Origin of the sequence: Niveispirillum sp. SYP-B3756, from assembly GCF_009495745.1 — a bacterium.
GTDB lineage: Bacteria > Pseudomonadota > Alphaproteobacteria > Azospirillales > Azospirillaceae > Niveispirillum.
The window spans coordinates 26,941-45,617 of record NZ_WIDQ01000009.1; the positions used below are offsets into that span (position 1 = coordinate 26,941).

The 18,677-nt window shown below is 62.2% G+C and carries 16 protein-coding genes and 1 pseudogene; 10 read left to right on the forward strand and 7 right to left on the reverse strand.

What is annotated here, in order from left to right; all coding sequences use genetic code 11:
* Positions 1-195: 195 nt before the first annotated feature.
* Positions 196-432: a type II toxin-antitoxin system prevent-host-death family antitoxin gene (locus GE253_RS17310; protein WP_153205404.1), complete on the reverse strand. Its 237-nt coding sequence runs from the start codon at positions 430-432 to the stop codon at positions 196-198.
* Positions 433-514: 82 nt separating this feature from the next.
* Between GE253_RS17310 and GE253_RS25885 the strand changes: the two genes are divergently transcribed.
* Positions 515-655 carry a type II toxin-antitoxin system ParD family antitoxin gene (locus GE253_RS25885; RefSeq protein WP_173012694.1) on the forward strand — a complete coding sequence of 47 codons (141 nt, stop codon included), beginning with the start codon at positions 515-517 and terminating at the stop codon, positions 653-655.
* Between the two features lie 164 nt (positions 656-819).
* A complete protein-coding gene (locus GE253_RS17320) occupies positions 820-1,647 on the forward strand; it encodes a toll/interleukin-1 receptor domain-containing protein (RefSeq protein ID WP_153205405.1) in 828 nt (275 codons plus the stop codon).
* Between the two features lie 7 nt (positions 1,648-1,654).
* Here GE253_RS17320 and GE253_RS17325 read toward each other — a convergent pair whose 3' ends face one another.
* From GE253_RS17325 to metH, 3 genes and pseudogenes are all read right to left on the reverse strand, one after another.
* Positions 1,655-2,098, reverse strand: a complete 444-nt coding sequence (locus tag GE253_RS17325) for an RES family NAD+ phosphorylase (protein WP_211101497.1) — start codon at positions 2,096-2,098, stop codon at positions 1,655-1,657.
* Positions 2,095-2,532: an antitoxin Xre/MbcA/ParS toxin-binding domain-containing protein gene (locus tag GE253_RS17330; RefSeq protein WP_153205406.1), complete on the reverse strand. Its 438-nt coding sequence runs from the start codon at positions 2,530-2,532 to the stop codon at positions 2,095-2,097. Before GE253_RS17330 ends, GE253_RS17325 begins: the two co-directional genes overlap by 4 nt.
* Positions 2,533-2,800: 268 nt before the next feature.
* Positions 2,801-5,464, reverse strand: a pseudogene (metH, locus tag GE253_RS17335) (methionine synthase); the annotation flags it as partial.
* Positions 5,465-5,571: 107 nt separating this feature from the next.
* Here metH and GE253_RS17340 point away from each other — a divergent pair.
* Together GE253_RS17340 and GE253_RS17345 are read left to right on the forward strand one after the other, a co-directional pair.
* On the forward strand, positions 5,572-5,832 hold the full coding sequence (locus tag GE253_RS17340; protein WP_153205408.1) for a toxin-antitoxin system: 261 nt from the start codon (positions 5,572-5,574) through the stop codon (positions 5,830-5,832).
* Complete coding sequence (locus tag GE253_RS17345; protein ID WP_153205409.1) at positions 5,829-6,260, forward strand: PIN domain-containing protein; 432 nt, start codon at positions 5,829-5,831, stop codon at positions 6,258-6,260. The genes GE253_RS17340 and GE253_RS17345 overlap by 4 nt, the downstream gene beginning before the upstream one ends.
* An 11-nt stretch (positions 6,261-6,271) precedes the next feature.
* Here GE253_RS17345 and GE253_RS17350 read toward each other — a convergent pair whose 3' ends face one another.
* Positions 6,272-7,339 carry a homocysteine S-methyltransferase family protein gene (locus tag GE253_RS17350; RefSeq protein ID WP_153205410.1) on the reverse strand — a complete coding sequence of 356 codons (1,068 nt, stop codon included), beginning with the start codon at positions 7,337-7,339 and terminating at the stop codon, positions 6,272-6,274.
* Positions 7,340-7,441: 102 nt separating this feature from the next.
* Positions 7,442-8,509: a HAMP domain-containing sensor histidine kinase gene (locus GE253_RS25890; RefSeq protein WP_173012695.1), complete on the reverse strand. Its 1,068-nt coding sequence runs from the start codon at positions 8,507-8,509 to the stop codon at positions 7,442-7,444.
* Between GE253_RS25890 and GE253_RS25895 the strand changes: the two genes are divergently transcribed.
* Entirely contained in the window at positions 8,499-9,026 is a 528-nt protein-coding gene (locus GE253_RS25895) for a hypothetical protein (RefSeq protein WP_173012696.1), read from the forward strand. The two genes, GE253_RS25890 and GE253_RS25895, sit on opposite strands and share 11 nt — an antisense overlap.
* Before the next feature lie 810 nt (positions 9,027-9,836).
* Here the strand turns inward: GE253_RS25895 and GE253_RS17360 are convergent.
* The gene (locus GE253_RS17360) at positions 9,837-11,951 is read right to left on the reverse strand and encodes a sensor histidine kinase (protein WP_173012697.1); all 2,115 of its coding nucleotides are present in this window, start codon (positions 11,949-11,951) and stop codon (positions 9,837-9,839) included.
* 270 nt (positions 11,952-12,221) lie between these two features.
* On the opposite strand from GE253_RS17360, the gene GE253_RS17365 reads away from it, so the two are divergent.
* The 5 genes from GE253_RS17365 (at position 12,222) to GE253_RS17385 (ending at position 18,431) form a co-directional block, all read left to right on the forward strand.
* Positions 12,222-12,686: a pentapeptide repeat-containing protein gene (locus GE253_RS17365; protein ID WP_348770888.1), complete on the forward strand. Its 465-nt coding sequence runs from the start codon at positions 12,222-12,224 to the stop codon at positions 12,684-12,686.
* Positions 12,687-12,789: 103 nt separating this feature from the next.
* The gene (locus tag GE253_RS17370) at positions 12,790-13,476 is read left to right on the forward strand and encodes a hypothetical protein (RefSeq protein ID WP_153205414.1); all 687 of its coding nucleotides are present in this window, start codon (positions 12,790-12,792) and stop codon (positions 13,474-13,476) included.
* A complete protein-coding gene (locus tag GE253_RS17375; RefSeq protein ID WP_153205415.1) occupies positions 13,473-14,681 on the forward strand; it encodes a flagellar motor protein MotA in 1,209 nt (402 codons plus the stop codon). Before GE253_RS17370 ends, GE253_RS17375 begins: the two co-directional genes overlap by 4 nt.
* A gap of 2 nt (positions 14,682-14,683) precedes the next feature.
* Entirely contained in the window at positions 14,684-15,694 is a 1,011-nt protein-coding gene (locus GE253_RS17380) for a peptidoglycan -binding protein (RefSeq protein ID WP_153205416.1), read from the forward strand.
* 445 nt (positions 15,695-16,139) lie between these two features.
* Positions 16,140-18,431: a DUF2339 domain-containing protein gene (locus tag GE253_RS17385; RefSeq protein ID WP_211101498.1), complete on the forward strand. Its 2,292-nt coding sequence runs from the start codon at positions 16,140-16,142 to the stop codon at positions 18,429-18,431.
* Positions 18,432-18,677 lie beyond the last annotated feature (246 nt).

Genomic DNA, 18,677 nt, shown 5'->3' on the forward strand with positions numbered 1-18,677 from the left:
AAGGGTTGCGGGTTTTGGGCCGGAGTGGGGGCGTGCGCCTGCTCCGAATGAATGCCGCTGCGGGCTCTGTGCTGGGGGCGGATGGGCAGCGGCATGGCGGTGGCCGGTGGGAGGTTTTGGGGAATTAAATCCTATATTGGGGCGGTTGGTTTGGCAAGGCGTGCCTGCCACAGTCGGGGGGGGGCACGCGGGGGTTCAGGGATGCCCCTCCCAAAGGGCAAGCTCTTCTGCGTCCAGGGGGTCCAGAAAGTCGGGGGCGTCGCCTGCTTCCCCTTGCAGGATGCCGATCTTGAACCCGGTATGGGGTGTGGATGCCAGGGGGGCGATGGGCGTGCAGTCCTTGGCGATGGCCAACCTGTCACCCGGCACCGCCGGCCCGGCGGCGCCGGGTGACAGGTTGGGGGTGGCGCTGGCGGGGGGACGTTCTGGCATGATGGGGGCACCGTGCCGGGGATTGGGAAGAAGGATTGCCCTATGCTATCTTATTGCCCGTCACTCTGCGGAGGAAATTGCGATGGCTCTGTCAGCAACGCGGTCCGTGCCGGTGCCCGAGGATATGGGCAGCTTCGTGGACGATCTGGTGGCGCGCGGGGATTACGCCGACGCGGCAGATGTTATCCGGGCTGGCCTTCAGGCCCTGCGCGACCGGGAATAGACAGTTGAAAATGGCGGTATGATTAGGTATTTCTAACTTTGAACATAATGAATACCAACCCGGTGTGTGTGATCGAAACCGCCGATGTGTATAAGACAAAAATGGAGTATCATGCTCCGAAAGTTACAGTAAAATTTTAACAAATCAAAAGTGGAGTTTGTTTTGTGAATAATTTTCAATATACAAATACCGGAAAACTTAAAATATTTTTTTCTCATGCTCATTTGGAAAAGTCAATTGTTCATAAAATCCAGAATGCCATAGATGTCGAATTTGGCGGTTTTGTCGATTTTTTTGTTTCTTCTGATGGAGAATCAATCAGAAGCGGAGAAAATTTTCTCCAATCAATTGAAAGAAATCTATTTGCTAGCAATTTTTTTATATTCTGCGTCAGTCCATCATCTATCAAAAAGGAATGGATAAATTTTGAACTTGGTGCGGCGTGGTATCGGAAAGTATCTTCTACAGGGAACCAGAATTTTCTTACAGTCCCTTTGTGTCATTCAGGTTTGAAGCTGGCTGATCTTCCACTTCCTTGGTCTCTGTTAAATGCTATAGAGGCAACGGACCCATCTGGCTTGAAGGGATTATTTGCAGATATTCAACATGCGGCTGGTGTAAAAGGAATCCTTAGAGCTGAATTCGGTAAATTATCGGAAGAAATTAAATTAGAAGAAAGCAAAATTCTTGCAATTCCAACTATAAAAGAAATAGTAAATAAAATCATGGGGAGTGATTTAATGGATTATATTGTAAATCATGTATTAAATAATCCAAAAAACTTTGCTGGAAGTGAGTTTCATGTTTTTTCTGCTGTGGAGTTAAATCTATCAGATTATGAATACATAAATAGAAAAATTATCCAAGCGGGGCTTCAAGGTGTCTTACGGTTGGAACGGGGACAAAATTTTTCACCAAATGGATTTAATAAGAGTGTAGTGAATTTATATTTTCAAAAAGATAAATTTTTAAATATAATAAAAGGTGATTGAGAAGCCATCAAACCAAAAACAGACGTCTATCAAACGGAACCTTTAAGACATGCTCTATCCTGAACCCGTCCGCTTCCGGGTGAAGCGGGTTCAGGAGGAGGTTCCAGACGCCGGGGATGATGGCACTGGGCACACGTAGCAAGCAGCTTTCTCCGCTGGCCAGCCAGTCATCACCGACCCGGCGGGTTATTTGCGGATTGTCCAGCCACCCCTCCGCCAACGTGGGACAGGTGGCGATGGGGGCATCGCCGGATACTTTCAATAGGGTGTAATGGCTGGGCAAATCTTCCAGCCTTGTCACCTCAATATGGACCAAAACTTCCAGCAAGGCACCGGGTTGGCTTTCCGCCAGATAGACCACGGGGCGGCCCCGATTGTGCCAGCGACCGGCAGCCTTCAAGCCGCCAATCCCGCGCAGATCGGCATGGTTGCTGATCCGCCAGAGGATCACGCGAAGTAACCTTCATCAATGGCGTAAAGCAGTTCCTCCACCGCCCGTGCGCCGGGTTCGGTGTCCAGCAGGTCCATCGGTGTTTCCCCGCCAAGGCTACGCTTAGGCGCGGTCAGCCAGGAGAGGGCCCGGGTGCGATCCCCCATCACGGTTTCAGCCAGGGCCAGGATGTTGGCAACGCGATAGGCGCGTTCGCTTTCTTCCTGCGTCAAGGATTCCTGCCGCTGGCGGCGATGTTCCAGGGTGCGGCGTGGAATGACTCGGTGCAAGACATCCGTGCTGATGCCCGCCCGGCCCAGCCGGGCGATTACCTCCGGCTGGAAGCGCTTGCGTACCAATCGCACGGCATCAAGATCGGACAATGGCTGTTCCGACACTCCCAGAAGGGTGCCGACAATTTCCCACTGGCGGGATTGCAGGGACAGGTCGGTCATGGGGTGGCTCCACACAATGCGCAGTTAAATATGGCATCTTGCGAAGGGGTGGACAAGGTGGGGCGGGCGTGGGGTGAGTCAGGTGGCGCGCAGACGCGCGCGCTGGATCCCGGCCTTCGCCGGGATGACGGGGAGGAGGCGGGATGGGATTGGGAGATTAAGGGCTTGGTGCCTGTGGCCCCTGGACCCCCGTGTTCGCGTGGGAGGCAGGTAGAGAGGGTGGGGCAGAGGGGCTAGCGGTCAAGGGCGTGGACGTGCCCAGCCCCCCTTACGCCGCCGTCACTGCCGCCCGATCCTCCGTCCCCGGTTCGTAATTCAGGTTGGGGGCCAGCCAGCGTTCCATGTCGGGCAGGCTCATGCCCTTGCGCTGGGCGTAGTCGGCCACCTGATCGCGTTCCACCTTGGCCACACCGAAATATTTGGCGTCCGGGTGGGCGAAGTACCAGCCGGACACGGCGGCGGTGGGCATCATGGCGAAGCTTTCCGTCAGGGTGATGCCGGCCTGCTCCGTCGCCCCCAGCAGGCGGAACAGGGTGGATTTTTCCGTATGGTCGGGGCAGGCGGGATAGCCCGGCGCCGGGCGGATGCCGCGATAGGCCTCGGCAATCAACTGCTCGTTGGTCAGGCTCTCGCCCGCCGCGTAGCCCCACAGCTCGGTCCGCACCCGTTCATGCAGGCGCTCGGCGAAGGCTTCGGCCAGGCGGTCGCCCAGGGCCTTCAGCAGGATGGCGCTGTAATCATCGTGCGCCGCCTCAAACGCCTTGGCGCGTTCTTCCAGCCCATGGCCCGCCGTGACGGCGAAACCGCCCACCCAATCGGCCAGACCGCTGGATTTCGGCGCCACATAATCGGACAGGCAGAGATGGGCACGGTCGCGGCCCGGATCGCGCGCCATCTGCTGGCGCAGCATATGCAGCCGTTCCAGCACCGTGCCCCGGCCTTCATCCGTGTATAGCTCAATATCATCGCCCACGGCATTGGCGGGCCAGAAGCCGACAACGCCGCGCGCCGTCAACCATTTCTCCCCCACAATCCGCTGCAACATGGCCTGAGCATCGGCCCAGAGAGCGCGCGCACTCTCGCCCACCTTTGCATCGTCCAGGATGGCGGGGAAATTGCCGTGCAGTTCCCAGGCCTGGAAGAAGGGCTTCCAGTCAATCCGGGCCACCAGTTCGGCCAGATCGTAATCCTCCAGCACCGTCAGGCCGGGTTTCAGCGGCTGGGGCGGCTGGTAGCTGGCCCAATCCAGTTTCAGCGCGTTGGCGCGTGCCTGGGCCAGGGGCAGGCGGGCGCGGGTCAACTGGTTGCGGGCGTGCGCCTCCCGCATCGCCGCGTAATCGGCCTTGATGCCGGCGGTATAGGTGGGGCCATTTTCGGCATGAAGCAGGTTCTGCGCCACGCCCACGGCGCGGCTGGCATCCAGCACATGCACCACCGGCCCGTCATAGTTCGGGTCGATCTTGACGGCGGTATGCACCTTGGATGTGGTGGCCCCGCCGATCAGCAGCGGCATTTTCAGGCCCAGGCGCTGCATTTCGCGGGCCACGAACACCATTTCATCCAGCGACGGGGTGATCAGGCCGGACAGGCCGATAATGTTGCAATGATGGGCCTTGGCCTCATCCAGAATTTTAGCGGCGGGGACCATGACGCCCAGATCCACCACCTCAAAATTATTGCATTGCAGCACGACGCCGACAATGTTCTTGCCGATATCATGCACGTCGCCCTTCACCGTGGCCATCAGCACGCGGCCGGCGGGTTCGGACTTGCCGCCGCCCTTCTCCGCCTCGATATAGGGCAGCAGCCAGGCGACGGCCTTCTTCATCACGCGGGCGGATTTCACCACCTGGGGCAGGAACATCTTGCCCGCCCCGAACAGGTCGCCCACCACATTCATGCCATCCATCAACGGGCCTTCGATGACATGCAGGGGCCGCTCGGCGGCCAGCCGCGCCTCCTCCGTGTCGTCGTTGATAAACTCGTCGATGCCATGCACCAGGGCGTGGGTCAGGCGCTCCGTCACCGGACGGCTGCGCCAGGCAAGGTCGGCGGCCTTCTTCTTCTCGCCACCCTTATATTTGTCCGCCACCTCCAGCAGCCGGTCGGTGGCATCCTCGCGGCGGTTGAGGATGACATCCTCTACCCGCTCGCGCAGCTCCTCCGGGATATCGTCATAGACCGGCAGTTCGCCGGCATTGACGATGCCCATATCCATCCCCGCCGGGATGGCGTGATAGAGGAAGACTGAATGCATCGCCGCGCGCACGGTATTGTTGCCGCGGAAGCTGAAGGAGACGTTGGAGAGACCGCCGGAAATATGGGCACCGGGGCAGTCGCGGCGGATATCGCGCGTCGCCTCAATAAAGTCGACGGCGTAGTTATTATGTTCCTCAATGCCGGTGGCGACGGCGAAGATGTTGGGATCGAAGATGATGTCTTCCGGCGGGAAGCCAACCTTGTTCACCAGCACATCATAGGAACGCTTGCAGATTTCCAGCTTGCGGGTGCGGGTGTCGGCCTGGCCCTTCTCGTCAAACGCCATCACCACCACGGCGGCACCATAGCGGCGGATCTTCTTGGCCTGGGCGACAAACAGGTCTTCGCCTTCCTTCAGGCTGATGGAATTGACGATGGCCTTGCCCTGGACATTCTTCAGACCCGCCTCGATGACGCTCCATTTGGAGCTGTCGATCATCACCGGCACGCGGGCGATATCGGGTTCCGAGGCGATCAGGCGCAGGAAGCGGACCATCGCCGCCTCACTGTCCAGCATCGCCTCGTCCATGTTGATGTCGATCACCTGGGCGCCGTTGGCCACCTGCTCCCGCGCGACATCCAGCGCCGCCTCGTAATTGCCCTCCAGCACCAGTTTCTTGAACTTGGCCGAGCCGGTGACGTTGGTGCGCTCGCCAATATTGACGAAACTGGCGGTGCGGGGGGCGTTGGTCATGGCGGCGGCTCGGGGGTTGGGGTGCTTGGGGGGAAGGAGGGGGCGTGTTATATTTTAGCGGCTAAAATGCTGAACAGGAGACCGCGATGGATAATCATCTGGTGCTTGACCTGGAACCCAATGTTCGGGACCGGCTGGAACAGCGGGCCCGTCAGCATGGGCTGACATTGGAGGAAGAGGCGCGGCGGCTGCTTGCCGCTGGCGCGGGCATCCTTGACGATGATCCCACGCTGCCTGCCGGGGAGCGTATTGCCCGCCAATGCGCCGATTCAGGCGTCGGGTTCCTGCCTTGCGAGGTTGAGGAACTGCGTGGAGGTGGCTTTCTGATCCCGGATTTCGGCGAATGATCATTCTAGATACAAACGTACTGTCCGCGCTGATGTCGTGGGAACGTAACCCGATAGTCGTTTCCTGGGCAAACCAGTATCGGGTGGAAGATTTCTGGACAACCACCATCAATATTTTTGAGCTGCGCCACGGGATTGAGCGCGTCAAAGATCCGGTACGGCGCGAAGACCTGAATGCCATGTACAGGCGCGTCATGGTGGGCATGATCAGTGGCCGTGTGTTGGCCGTTGATGAGGCTGCCGCCCATGCTGGTGCTGTACTCAAAGCAAGACGGGAAAAAGATGGGATAGTCCAGGAAATCAGGGATACTTTGATTGCAGGCGTTGCTGTTGCACGGGAAATGCCGCTCGCCACCCGCAACATCCGGCATTTCGCCGATGCGGGGCTGGTGTTGATCGATCCTTGGGGCGAGGCGGCGGGCACCTGACCGGTTCCCCCTTAAAACGCCGGCATCGTAAACGGTTCCAGCCCCGACAGGCGCATCTGCCGTTCCGGCTGGGCAGGCGCGCGGGGGGGCAGGCCCTTCACGCTCTCGGCAATGGCGCGGATATGGTCGGGCGTGGAGCCGCAGCAACCGCCGACAATATTCACCAGCCCGTCCTTGGCCCAGCCCTGCAGATCGCTGGCCATATGTTCGGGCTTTTCATCATACTGGCCGAACTCATTCGGCAGGCCGGCATTGGGGTAGGCTGAGACATAGACATCAGCGATGCGGGCCAGTTCCTGGATATAGGGGCGCATCAGGTCGGCGCCCAAGGCGCAGTTCAGCCCGATGGAGAAGGGCTTCACATGGCGCAGGCTGTTCCAGAAAGCCTCCGTCGTTTGGCCCGACAGGGTGCGGCCGGAACGGTCGGTGATGGTGCCGGAAATCAGCACCGGCAGCACCAGCCCCTTTTCCTCCAGCACTTCCTCAATGGCGAACAAGGCCGCCTTGGCGTTCAGCGTGTCGAAGATGGTTTCCACCATCAGCAGGTCGGCCCCGCCATCGATCAGGCCGGCGGTCTGTTCCTTATAGGCCAGCCGCAGCTCATCAAAATCGACATTGCGGAAGCCGGGGTCGGTGACCACCGGGCTGATGCTGGCCGTGCGGTTGGTGGGGCCGAGCGCGCCGGCGACATAGCGCGGGCGGGACGGGTCGGTCGCCTCCGCGGTGTCGGCGGCCTGGCGGGCCAGCTTGGCCCCTGCGAAATTCAGCTCATAGGCCAGATCTTCCATGCCATAATCGGCCATGGAAATGCTGGTGGAGTTGAAGGTGTTGGTTTCAATGATATCGGCACCGGCATCCAGATATTGCTGGTGGATACCCCGAATGATCGCCGGCTGGGTGATGGAGAGCAGGTCGTTATTGCCCTTCACATCATGCGGCCAGTCCTTGAACCGGTCGCCGCGATAATCTTCCTCTTCCAGCTTGTGGCGCTGGATCATGGTGCCCATGGCGCCATCAATCACCAGGATACGCGTGCGGGCAATATCATCCAGGCGCCGCAGCCGTTCTTCCCGTGTCATGATCCAAAACCTCCCACCCTGCCGGAACCGGCCGCCAGTACAGGCGGCCATGCTTTTCGTTTTTACGCCCAACAGATAACGCATGTAAACATAAAGATATCTTTATGTGAGCATGGCGGTTGCGCCCTTTGCGAGGGGCAGGGGGGCTTCCGGGTCGGTGGTCGGCAGGCGGATCAGGGCGCTGGTGCCGCCGCCGGGCCGATCATCAATATGGATGCTGCCCCCCAGCACCCCGGTTGCCAAGGTAAAGGCCATGTGCAGGCCCAGCCCGGTGCGGCCCGATGCCCGGTCGGTGGTGGCAAAAGGTTCAAACAGATGGGGCCGGATATCCGCCGCGATCCCGACCCCATCATCTTCCACGATCAGGTCCAGCCACCCCCGCGGGTCCAGCGTGCTGCTGAGACGGATGGTGCCTTGCCGGCGATCCGGGAAGGCATGGTTGATGCAGTTGGAAAAGAGCTGGCTGATAAGCTGAGTCAGAGCCCAGCCGTTGCTGACCAGCAACAATCCCGGATGCGTATCGATCAGCAGGGTCAGGTGGGCGGCCTGCGCCTGCATCTCCATCGCCGGGCGCAGCTCCGCCAGAAGATCGTGCAGATCCAGGCGCGTCGGTGCCTTATCCATGCCCTCCGTGCCCATTTGCCGGAAGCCCCGCACAATGGTGGCGGTCCGTTCTACCGTGGAGGTGAGGAGCCCCGTGGCCAGCTGCGCCTCTTCCAGGAAATCCACCAGATTGCGGCGGGTCAGGCTGCCGGCCGTCAGCGCCTGTGCCGCGCTGTTCACCTGTTGGGAAAGATAGGTCACCGTGGTCAGGGCGGTCCCCACCGGGGTGTTCACCTCATGCGCAACGCCGGCGACAAGACGCCCCAGGCTGGCCAGCTTTTCTGACTGCACCAAACGCTTCTGCGTCACTTGCAGCCGATCCACCGTTTCCGACAGGTGGCGGGTGCGGTCGGCCACCTGATCTTCCAGCGCATCATTCAGGGCGGCCAGCCGGGTATTGGCGTCTCTCGCCTGGTCCAGCATCTGGCGCAGTCTGTTGATCAGCATCACGGCCTGGAAGATCAGGATCAAACAATAGACCGCCTCCACAATCCCTTTGAAACCAATGCCCACCACCATGGCGGCATTCGCAAGGCACAAGATGGTGACCGTGAGGATGGTCGGCATTGTTTCTGAACGTCTGCCACCGGCAATGGCCGCTGAAATCAGCATCAGCATGATGGATGACAGGCTGGCCGAAATGGCCAGAGGCATCAGCCAGGGAGATGAAAGCGCCCATAGATTGGCAAAGGGAACAGCAGATGTTAAAAGGATGGACAATATAACTAGCTTGCGATTCAAAACACGATTAAATTTTACGACAATATTTGAGATGTTAATTAAAAATATCAAACTAAACATAGCGACGTTTATATTTGATAATAATCGTCCGGAAAAGATGCTGTATATATCATTTGCAAGGGGGGTGTTTCCGGTCAATTGGGCCAAGGCAAATAATCCAGACATGACCGCAAAGACCAGACATTCCCGATCCGCCGGTCTTAGAATAAAGAGCGCCAGATATAAAATGCCAATCGACAGGCAAGCCGAGAGGAAGGCCGTGCGCAAGGCCAGCTCATTATGCCAATCCCCATATATTTGCTCCACGTCCCCCAACCGGAGGGTGCCGGGTATCCCGCCATAGCCCCCGAAGGCGGCCACCTGCATCGTGATCTCCAACACGCCTTGGGAGGGTGAAACAACGCTGATGGCGCGGTTACCAAAGGTGTCGGTGCTTTGCGCATCAATACCGACCGTGCCGCTGTAAAGCGCCCGCCTGCCGTTAATCAGCATATTGTAGGCGATGAAACGCTGTCGGTGGCGTATGGCCAGTTCGGGCGCATCTGCGGGCAATAATACCCGCAGATGATAGGTGCCCACCCCCTCCGGCGTCAGCGGGATACCATCCACACTTTGGCTGGTCCAGCGTCCGGGAACGGCCAACAGACCAGGGGGTGGGGCCGTACCGGTTTGGATCGCCTTTGTGTCCACCAACTGATCGCGCCAGAAATGCCAGTCGCCAAACAGCGAAATGTCCCCGTCACGCTGGAAATCCCAGTGCCGCAGATCCAGAACGCCATTGACTGCCACCGGCTGTTCAGCTTTGCCGGTTGAGCTGTCTTTCTTAACCGATGGCAGCACCACCTGTGCATTGGCGGCTGGTATATTTACCATGGTTCCTGCCAGAAACAGCAGGGGCGCCAAGGCAGCGAACAGCCAATGCATGGCAAGGGTATATCGCCGGTACCAGCGCTTCATGGCATCGTGTGACAGGGCAGTTGCCGGGAAAAGGGGCATCCGCACCATAGCCGTGGGCGCTGGCAATGTCATTCGGCCAGCGCAGGCGTCGTTTCCGTAACCTGCTCCCATTGGATACCGACAGGAACCAGCGGCCAATACACGCTGAAAGGGTTGTGGTTTCGCGCCCCGTTCAGAACGGGGAAGAAAAATATCGTCATGTGGGCATGGCGGGTGGTGGGGGCAGCGGGGCTTCCTGATCGGCGGCGGGCAGGCGGATGATGGCGCAGGTGCCACCGCCGGGCCGGTCGATAATGCTGATGTTGCCCCCCAGCAGGCCGGTGACCAGCGTATAGGCCATGTGCAGCCCCAGGCCGGTGCGGCCGGCAGCCCGGCCGGTGGTGGCAAAGGGTTCGAACAGGCGGGGCTTGATGGCATCGGCAATGCCCACCCCATCATCCTCCAGCCGGATTTCCACCCAATCATCGGCGGTGGCGCTGGCGGTTATCTGGATGTGGCCGGAACGGGCTTCGGGAAAGCCATGGTCCAGCGCGTTGGAAACCAGTTGGCCCAGCACCTGGGCCAGGGCACCGGGATAGGTTTCCAGCAGCAAACCGGGCGGTATCTCTACCGCTGCGGTTACCGGCCGGTTGGCCAGCCGTGTCTCCAACGTGGGGCGCAGGTCGCGCGCCAGATCGGCCAGATCGAAGCGGCGGGGCCGATCATCAGTACGGTCCGCCATGGCTTGTTTGAAGCTTTGCACAATGGCAGCGGTGCGTTCCACCGTGGCCGTCAGCAGGCTGGCGGCTTCGCGCGTCTCCGCCAGGAAATCCGCCAGTTGCCGCCGGGTCAGGGTGCCGGCACGCATCGCCTGCTCGGCATCGTGCACCTGGGTGGACAGGTGGGTGGCGGTGGTCAGGGCTGTGCCGACAGGTGTATTCACCTCATGCGCAACACCGGCCACCAGTCGGCCCAGACTGGCCAGCTTTTCCGACTGGACCAGCCGTTCCTGGGCCAGCCGCAGCCGGTCCACCGTATCGGTCAGGTGGCGGGTGCGGTCCTGCACCTGATCTTCCAGGTCGCCATTCATCGCCGCCAGCCGGGCGTTCGATTGCTGCGCCTGATCCAGCATATGGCGCAGATGGTCGATCAGCATGGAGGCCTGCATCAGCAGCATGAAACAATAGCCCGCTTCCATCACCCCATTGAAGCCGACCCTGTGGGTCAAGGCCAGATTGGCCAGCCCCAGCACGGTCCAGGCCAGGGCCATGGGCATGGCCAGGGCAACCTGTCGCCGGAAAGCGACGAAGGCGGCCGTCAACAGCGTGGCCATGGACAGCAGCAGGCCCAGCGTGGCAGCCGCCGTCAACAGCCAGGGCACCTGCAGGGTGAACAGGCTGACCACGGGAACGGCGCAGATGGCAGCCACCGTTGGCCAGACCATGGCCCGGCGCAGACAGCCGGGAAACAGCAGGGCGGCACCTGCCAGACAGGAAAGCCAGACGGCGGGGAACATGATGTTGTTCAGCAGCCCCAGCAGCTTGCCCGACTGGTCGCCCAGCAATTCACTGCTGAGCGGGGTGTTGGAGGTCACCTGCACCAGGGCGATGGCCGTGGACATCACGGCAAAGACCAGACAGATCCGGTCGCGCGGGCGCAGCAGGAACAGAATCAGATACAGGATGCCGATGGAGAGGCAGAGGCTGAGAAAGGCGGCCCGCAGCGCCAGTTCCACCTGCCAGTCGCCATAGACACTGTCGGCATCGCCCAGCAGCAGGGCGCGGGGAATGCCGCCATAGCCGCCAAAGGCCGCCACCTGCACGATAATATCCAGTTCCCCATTACTGGGGGCGATGGCGGCGATGGCCCGCTGGCCGACGCTGTCGGTACTGTCGGCATCGGGGCCGACATGGCCGGCGCGCAGCACGGACTCGCCGTTGATCAGGATGTTCCAGGCGACGAAACGCTGATTATGCCGCATGGCCAGGGCGGGCGCCCCCGCCGGCAGCAGCACGCGCAGCCGATAGGTGCCGATGCCCTCGGCCGAGAGGGGACGGCCGTTGAGTGTCTGGCTGGTCCAGCGGCCGGGCACGGCCAACCGTGCCGGGGGCGGGGCACTGCCATCGGCGATGTCCTGCGGCCCGATCAACTGGTCGGGCCAGAAATCCCAGTCACCTTGCAGGGATAATTGCCCCTGCCGGCCAAAATCCCAGCCGCGCAGATCCAGCACGCCATCCCTTGCCAGCGGCCGGCTTTCCAGGGCAGCACTGATGCCCGACCAGAGCAGCGAGAATAGCAGCAAGCCGATGAGGGGCAACCCCGCCCATCGCATCAACCCTGCCCGGCCCGTCCGGCCCCATGCCCGCATGATCCTGCACGCCCTATCCCGTCCCATTAATACCGGAATGTGCGTCAGCGGCGCGGAAGACGCAAATGATGCGTTCAATGACCCGGTATTCTTTCCATCTTTGCTTGGGTCCGGGTGGGGGCGAAGCTGCGGAAAGGAAACCTTCCCCCATTGGCAGAACGGGTCCGGCTGCTTATCTTCGACTTCATGCATAAATTCAAAAATAAACTCCCTTTCATCGCCCTGGCTCTCCTGTTGCTGCCGTGCCTGGCTGGTCCGGCCCTGGCGGCCTGTACCGACCCGGCAAAGGCGGCGGTGAACTGGCGCCGCTGCTATCTGGACGGGCGCGACCTGAAAGGGGTGGTGCTGACCGATGCCATGCTGCGGGAGGCCACCTTCATGCGCAGCGACCTGTCCGGCGCTGACCTGACCGGCAGCGATGCCTATCGCGCCAAATTCTTCAGCGCCAAACTGACGCAGACGCGGTTGGACCGGGCCCGGCTGATTGAGGCGGATTTCACCAATGCCGATCTGACGGGGGCGACGCTGGCCGGGGCCGACCTGCGCAATGCCAAGTTGGTGGGGGTGAAGCTGGTGGGGGCCAACCTGAGCGGGGCGCAGATCGGTGGGGCCGATCTGCGCAATGCCGACCTGAGCGGTGCCACCTGGGCCGACGGGACCAAGGTTTGCGGCCCCGGCTCCATCGGGCAATGCCATTGAGGGGAAGGCAGCAGGGTTGAGCCGCCATCGACCCTGCTTTAAGGTCGGTTTCGGCATACGCCCAACATGCCATGACATTTCCGGGCCATAATTGTGAGGTTCCATGTCGGCCGTGATGACACGCCCGCACCCCACCACCCCGCCCCAAGCCGCCCGTTCTGTCGCCGCTGCCCGCCCCATGGCGGTGTTGCTGGCGGTAACCGTGGCCCTGGGGGCTACCGCGCCGGCCCTGGCACAGGCGGTTCCTGCCGCAACCAAACCGGCGGCCCAGCGCGCGCCGCTGCCGGTGCCAAAGAGCCCGGACCTGAATGTCGCCCCCCTGCCGGCACCGGCTGATCAGGGGGACATACCGGCGGCGGCACCCTATACGCTGCCGCCACAGCGCCTGCCCGTCAGTGCTGCTGTGATGGAGGCTGGGGTTCTGCCCGCGCGGGTGGCGCAGGGGAACCTGACCCTGCTGTTCCGCGCCGGGGTGGAGGCCCTGGATGATAGCATGATGCCCGCCTTGGTCGATGTGGCGGCAAGGTTGAAGGCCCGGCCCGGCGAACGGCTGGATGTGCACGCCCATGCCACCGGCCCGGCGGACCGGGCCACCGATGCTCGCCGCACCGCCCTGTTGCGGGCGCGGGCCGTGCGGGACCGGCTGGCTTCCAGCGGGATCGACCCGCTGCGCCTGAACATTTTCGCCGATGGTACGTTGGTATCCACACCGGCCGCGGGCCAGCCGCTGCCGGTACCCGACCCCAAGGCCCCGTCCCCTGACCGAGTCGATCTGGTGTTTCGCCCATGACGAACCTGTCCGCTGACCAACGCCGCCCCCCACCGCCGCAGGCCCCGGCCCTGCCGCCGGCCACCCCGCCGCAGCGCTACCTGACCCGGATGGGGGGCTTCACCTTGATGGTGGCGGTGGTCGCGGCGGTGTTGTCGCCGACATTGCTGGGCGCCTTTCTGGCCAATCCGGCGCTGAACGCGCTGATCCTGTTCACGCTGCTGCTGGGCATCTGGTTCATTTTCCGCCAGGTGCTGGTGCTGCGCCCGGAAGTGGCCTGGCTGGATGCCTTCCAGGCTGGGCGCCAAGCCCCCACGCCGCGCCTGCTGGCCCCGATGGCCCGCATGTTGGGCGAACGCCACGGGGGGCGTTTCACCCTGTCGGCGGTGGCCAGCCGGTCGCTGCTGGATGGGGTGGGCAGCCGGCTGGATGAAGGGCGGGAAACGTCCAAATACCTGATCGGCCTACTGATTTTCTTAGGACTGCTGGGCACCTTCTGGGGCCTGCTGCACACCATCTCCTCCATCGGGGGGGTGATCGGCGGGCTCAGCATGGATGGGGCTGGCGACGCGGCGGACATGTTTGCCAAATTGCAGCAGGGGCTTTCCGCGCCGCTGGGCGGCATGGGAATGGCCTTTTCATCGTCGCTGTTTGGCTTGGCCGGGTCGCTGGTGCTGGGCTTCCTGGAATTGCAGGCCAGTCAGGCACAGAACCGGTTCTATACGGAGCTGGAGGACTGGCTGGCCGGGCTGACAAGGCTGTCCAGCGGTGCGCTGGCGGAGACGGGGGAGGGTGGTGCCCCGGTGCCAGCCTATCTTCAGGCCCTGCTGGAACAGACGGCGGAGAATATCGAACGGCTGCAATATACCATGGCCGGGGCAGAGGATGGCCGCAAGACGCAGAACCAGCATCTGATGCAGTTGACCGAGCGGCTGGCCACCCTGACCGACCAAATGCGCACCGAACAGTCGTTGATGGTGCGGCTGGCGGAAAGCAACCTGCAAATGCGCCCCATCCTTGAAAAGCTGGCGGATGGGCTTTCCGGCGGTGGCAGCCTGGGCATTGACGATGCCACCCGCACCCATATCCGCAACCTGGAAATCTACACGGCCCGCATCCTGGAAGAGACGGTGCAGGGCCGCCAGCAGACAACCCAGGAACTGCGTAACGAGATCAAAATCCTGGCCCGCACCATTGCCGCCCGTCAGGCGGAAACGGATCGCTGATCATGGCAAGGTTCAGCCGTTCCCGCGACAGGGTAGATATCTGGCCCGGCTGGGTGGACGCGCTGTCCAGCCTGATCATGGTCGTGGTCTTCCTGTTGATGGTTTTCGTGTTGGGCCAGTTCTACCTGTCCAACGCGCTGGCGGGCCGTGACCGGCAATTGGCCGACCTGAACAGCCGCATCGCCGCCTTGGCTGAGGCGCTGGCGCTGGAAAAGGATAATTCCGCCAAGCTGCAAGGCGACGTGGCGGCCCTGACCGACCGGCTGCGCGCCACCCTGTCGGAAAAAGAACAGCTACAGGGCCAATTGAATACGCTGGGTGGCGAACGCGACCAGTTGGCCGCCCAGATGAATGGGGCCGAAAGCGACAAGGCGGCGCTGTCGGCAGCACAGGATCAGGTGGCGCTGCTGAACCAGCAGATCGCCGCCCTGCGCCAGCAACTGGCCGATCTGGCCACCGCCCTGGAAGCATCGGAAACCAAGGCCAAGGCGCAGGACGTGCAGATTGCAGACCTGGGCAAGCGGTTGAATGCGGCGCTCGCCGGCAAGGTGGCGGAACTGGCTAAGTTCCGCTCGGAGTTTTTTGGCCGCCTGCGGGAGGTGCTGGGCAACCGCGATGATGTGCGCATCGTCGGCGACCGCTTCGTCTTCCAGTCCGAAGTGCTGTTCGACAGCGGCAGCGCCGATCTGGGCGAGGCGGGGCAAGTGCGGCTGGGCAACCTGGCCCGCACGCTGCTGGATATTGCCGGCAAATTGCCCAAAGATCTGAACTGGATCTTGCGGGTGGACGGGCATACAGACGTGGTGCCTATCCGCTCCCCCCGCTTTGCCAGCAATTGGGAACTGTCCACTGCGCGCGCTATCTCCGTGGTGAATTTCCTGATCAGCCAGGGCGTGCCGCCGGAACGGCTGGCGGCCACCGGTTTTGGTGAATATCAGCCGCTGGAGCCGGGTAACAGCGCCGACGCGCTGGCCCGCAACCGGCGCATTGAGCTGAAACTGGACAGCCGGTAGGGGCTTACCCCTGATGGTTAGGGGCGGGCCGGGTGGTTGACCGACGTGGTTATTTCCACAACCATGTCCGGCTCAACTGCGAAAGCCGCAAGCAATGGCCGGTACAGATTTCTCCCTCTCTTTCCTCATTCTGTTGTTCCTGGGCCTTGTTATCTGGGTCGCCGCCAGGCAGCAGAAATTGTCGGAAGAAGTGCAGCAGCTTCGCCGCGCGTTGGAGAAACTGACACAGGAGGGGCTGCAACCGGCGTCTGCTGCACGTCCGCCGGTTGCCAGTGCGGTTATCGATTCTGCGCCGGTCCTGGCGGATAGGGTTATGGGTGCCGTTGTTGAACCGCCCAAGCCCCTGTCTCCCCCCTCGCCGGAACGCCCGGTAAATTTGGACGCCCAGCCGCCAATGACGCCATCACCACCAAAGGTGGACGCGGAAGGCCAAGGGTTTGAGAAGATGTTCACCACCCGCTGGCTGGTCTGGCTGGGCGGGGTGACGCTGGCGCTGTCCGGTCTGTTCCTGGCCCGCTATGCGGTCGAAAATGGCGTTCTGGGGCCGGGACCCCGCATGGTGCTGACGGCACTGCTGGGCTTGGTCCTGATGGGGGCGGGGGAATGGTTGTCCCGCCGGCCCATGGCCCGCGCGCTGGGCTTCCTGAAACCCGATCAGGTGCCCGTGGCCCTGGTGGCGGCGGGCCTGTCCGTGTTGTTCGCCGCCATCTATGCCGGCTATGCGGTGCATGGCTTGATGACCCCTGGCACCACCTTTGCCCTGTTGGCCTTCACCTGTCTTGCCGGGTTTCCGCTGGCCCTGCGCCATGGCCCCTTTGTCGCGCTGCTGGCCTATGCCGGTGGGCTGCTATTGCCGCTGTTACTGGGCCATGGCCAAACGCTGGGGGATGCGGCCTGGGTCGCGCTGCTGCTGGCCAGCCTTTATGGGGTGGCGGCACGGCAGGGAAAGGGTTGGCTGCTGCTGGTTGGCGGCTTTTTCCACTGGCTGCTGACCGGCAGCATGATCTTTGACCTGCCATCCCCGACAGAGCCGGTGATGGGGGTTCTGGCCTATTGGGTCGTCGGCGGGTTGACCCTGTTGCCGCTTATGTTGCTGGCGGCGGTTGAACGGGGGCGCTGGCCGGTGCGGCGCAGCTTTGAACTGGCCTGTGTGACCATGGCGGTGTTGACCGCCATGGATCTTTTGTTGATCACAGTTTTTGAAGGTATGCCGCTGGCCATTTGGATAGCGATTGCCGTGATGGCCGGGCTGTGCGCCTGGCTGGGCCGGTGGGGGCGGCTTTGCCTGGCCTTGTGGCCGATCGCGGCCGGTACGGTGCTGCTGACCTGCCTGTGGGCGCTGGCATTCAAACAGGTGGAACTGGCACCCATGCTGCCGCTGGTGCTGGTGCATCTGGCCTTGACGCTGGCCGGTGTCCGCTGGGTGCGCCGGCCGATGATGGTGGCCTTGTCGGGGGCGGTGGTGCCGGCGGTGCTGGCCCTGGCGGCGCTGCGCCTGCTGTGGCTGGAGGAGCGAAGCTTTGCCGCTTTGCCGGCTGTTGTGCTGCTGCTGGCGCTGGCCGGGTTGGCGTTGGGATGGCCCACGGTACGGGCGCGACTGGTGGCGATAGCGCGGGCACCCGTGCGGGCCGGGCCGGCCCTGACCATCTATGCGGCCATGGGCCTGTTGCTGCTGGGGGTGATGCCCGCCTTCTGGCTGGAAGGACCGGCCCTGACCCTGGCTGTCGCCCTGCTGATCCCGCTGGGGGTGGTGCTGGCGCAGAGGCTGGCGACACGCAACCTGTTGCGCGCCACCAGCCTGCTGACCGGCACAGTATTGGCGCGGTTCATGTTGAATGAGGCGGTGTTGGATTATCCGCTTTCCGGGCCGCTGCACTGGCCGGTCTGGGCGATGGGGGGATCAGCGGCCCTGATCTATCTGGCGTCGCGGCTGGCCCGTAAGGGGCAGGGGGAAAGCTGGGCCGATGGGTTGCTGGTATCATCCCTGGTGCTGGCCGTGGCGGCGGCCACGTTGGAAATCCGGGTTCTGACCGATGGGACGCTGCGCAGCCCGGACCGCGATGACCTGATGGAAATGTCCCTGCGCAGTGTGGTCTGGCTGGTGGCCGGCCTCAGCAGCCTGATGCCGGGTCGGGGCCGCTGGGTCCGCTGGTTTGGTGTGGCGATGACGGGGCTGGCGCTGCTGCATATTTTCGCCCTGCAGGTGCTGGCGCTGAACCCGCTTTGGAGTGGGGATGCGGTGGGGGCATGGCCGGTGCTGAACCTGCTGTTGCTGGCCTATCTGCTGCCGGCCGCCATGTTGCTGCTGGTCCGCCGCCGCCTGCTGTCGCATCTGCCGATCAAGGGGGTGGTGATCGACGCGCCGGCCTTGCTGCTGCTGCTCACCTACGCGCTGCTGGCGGTGCGGCAGCTTTTCCACGGCACGATCATTTCGATCGCCGTGGCGGGCTGGCCAGCGGGGTGGGAGCTTTATGCCTATTCCGGGGTTGGGTTGCTGGCCGCGGCGGGCCTGATCCTGGCGGGCATCCGCACGGGCCGGGCGGACATCCGCTATACGGCCATGGCGGTATTGCTGGGGACCGTGGCCAAGGTGTTCCTGCTGGACATGTCGGGGTTGGACGGGGTGCCGCGTATCCTGTCCTTCCTGGGGCTTGGGTTGAGCCTGATCGGCGTCGGCTGGGTCTATCAGCGCTTTGTCTTCCAGCGCCCGGGGGCAGCGCGGTCCTTGGCAGATTAGAAACAGCGACCGCCTTTCGCTCCGCCTCAATCGCGCACATTTCGGGGTGAGGAGCGGCGAAAGGCGGGTACGCCATTATGATTTATTATACCATCGGTCAAAATTCTTGACCGATGGTAATGCTGCGACTGCCGCCGCGCGGCCCATGTCGCTGGTATTATGTGTTTTTCGTATTGCAGGCCTGATTTCGAAGCCGGAACCCGCCGGCTTTACAGGGCCGGCAAACACTTCTATAGCCAGAAATAG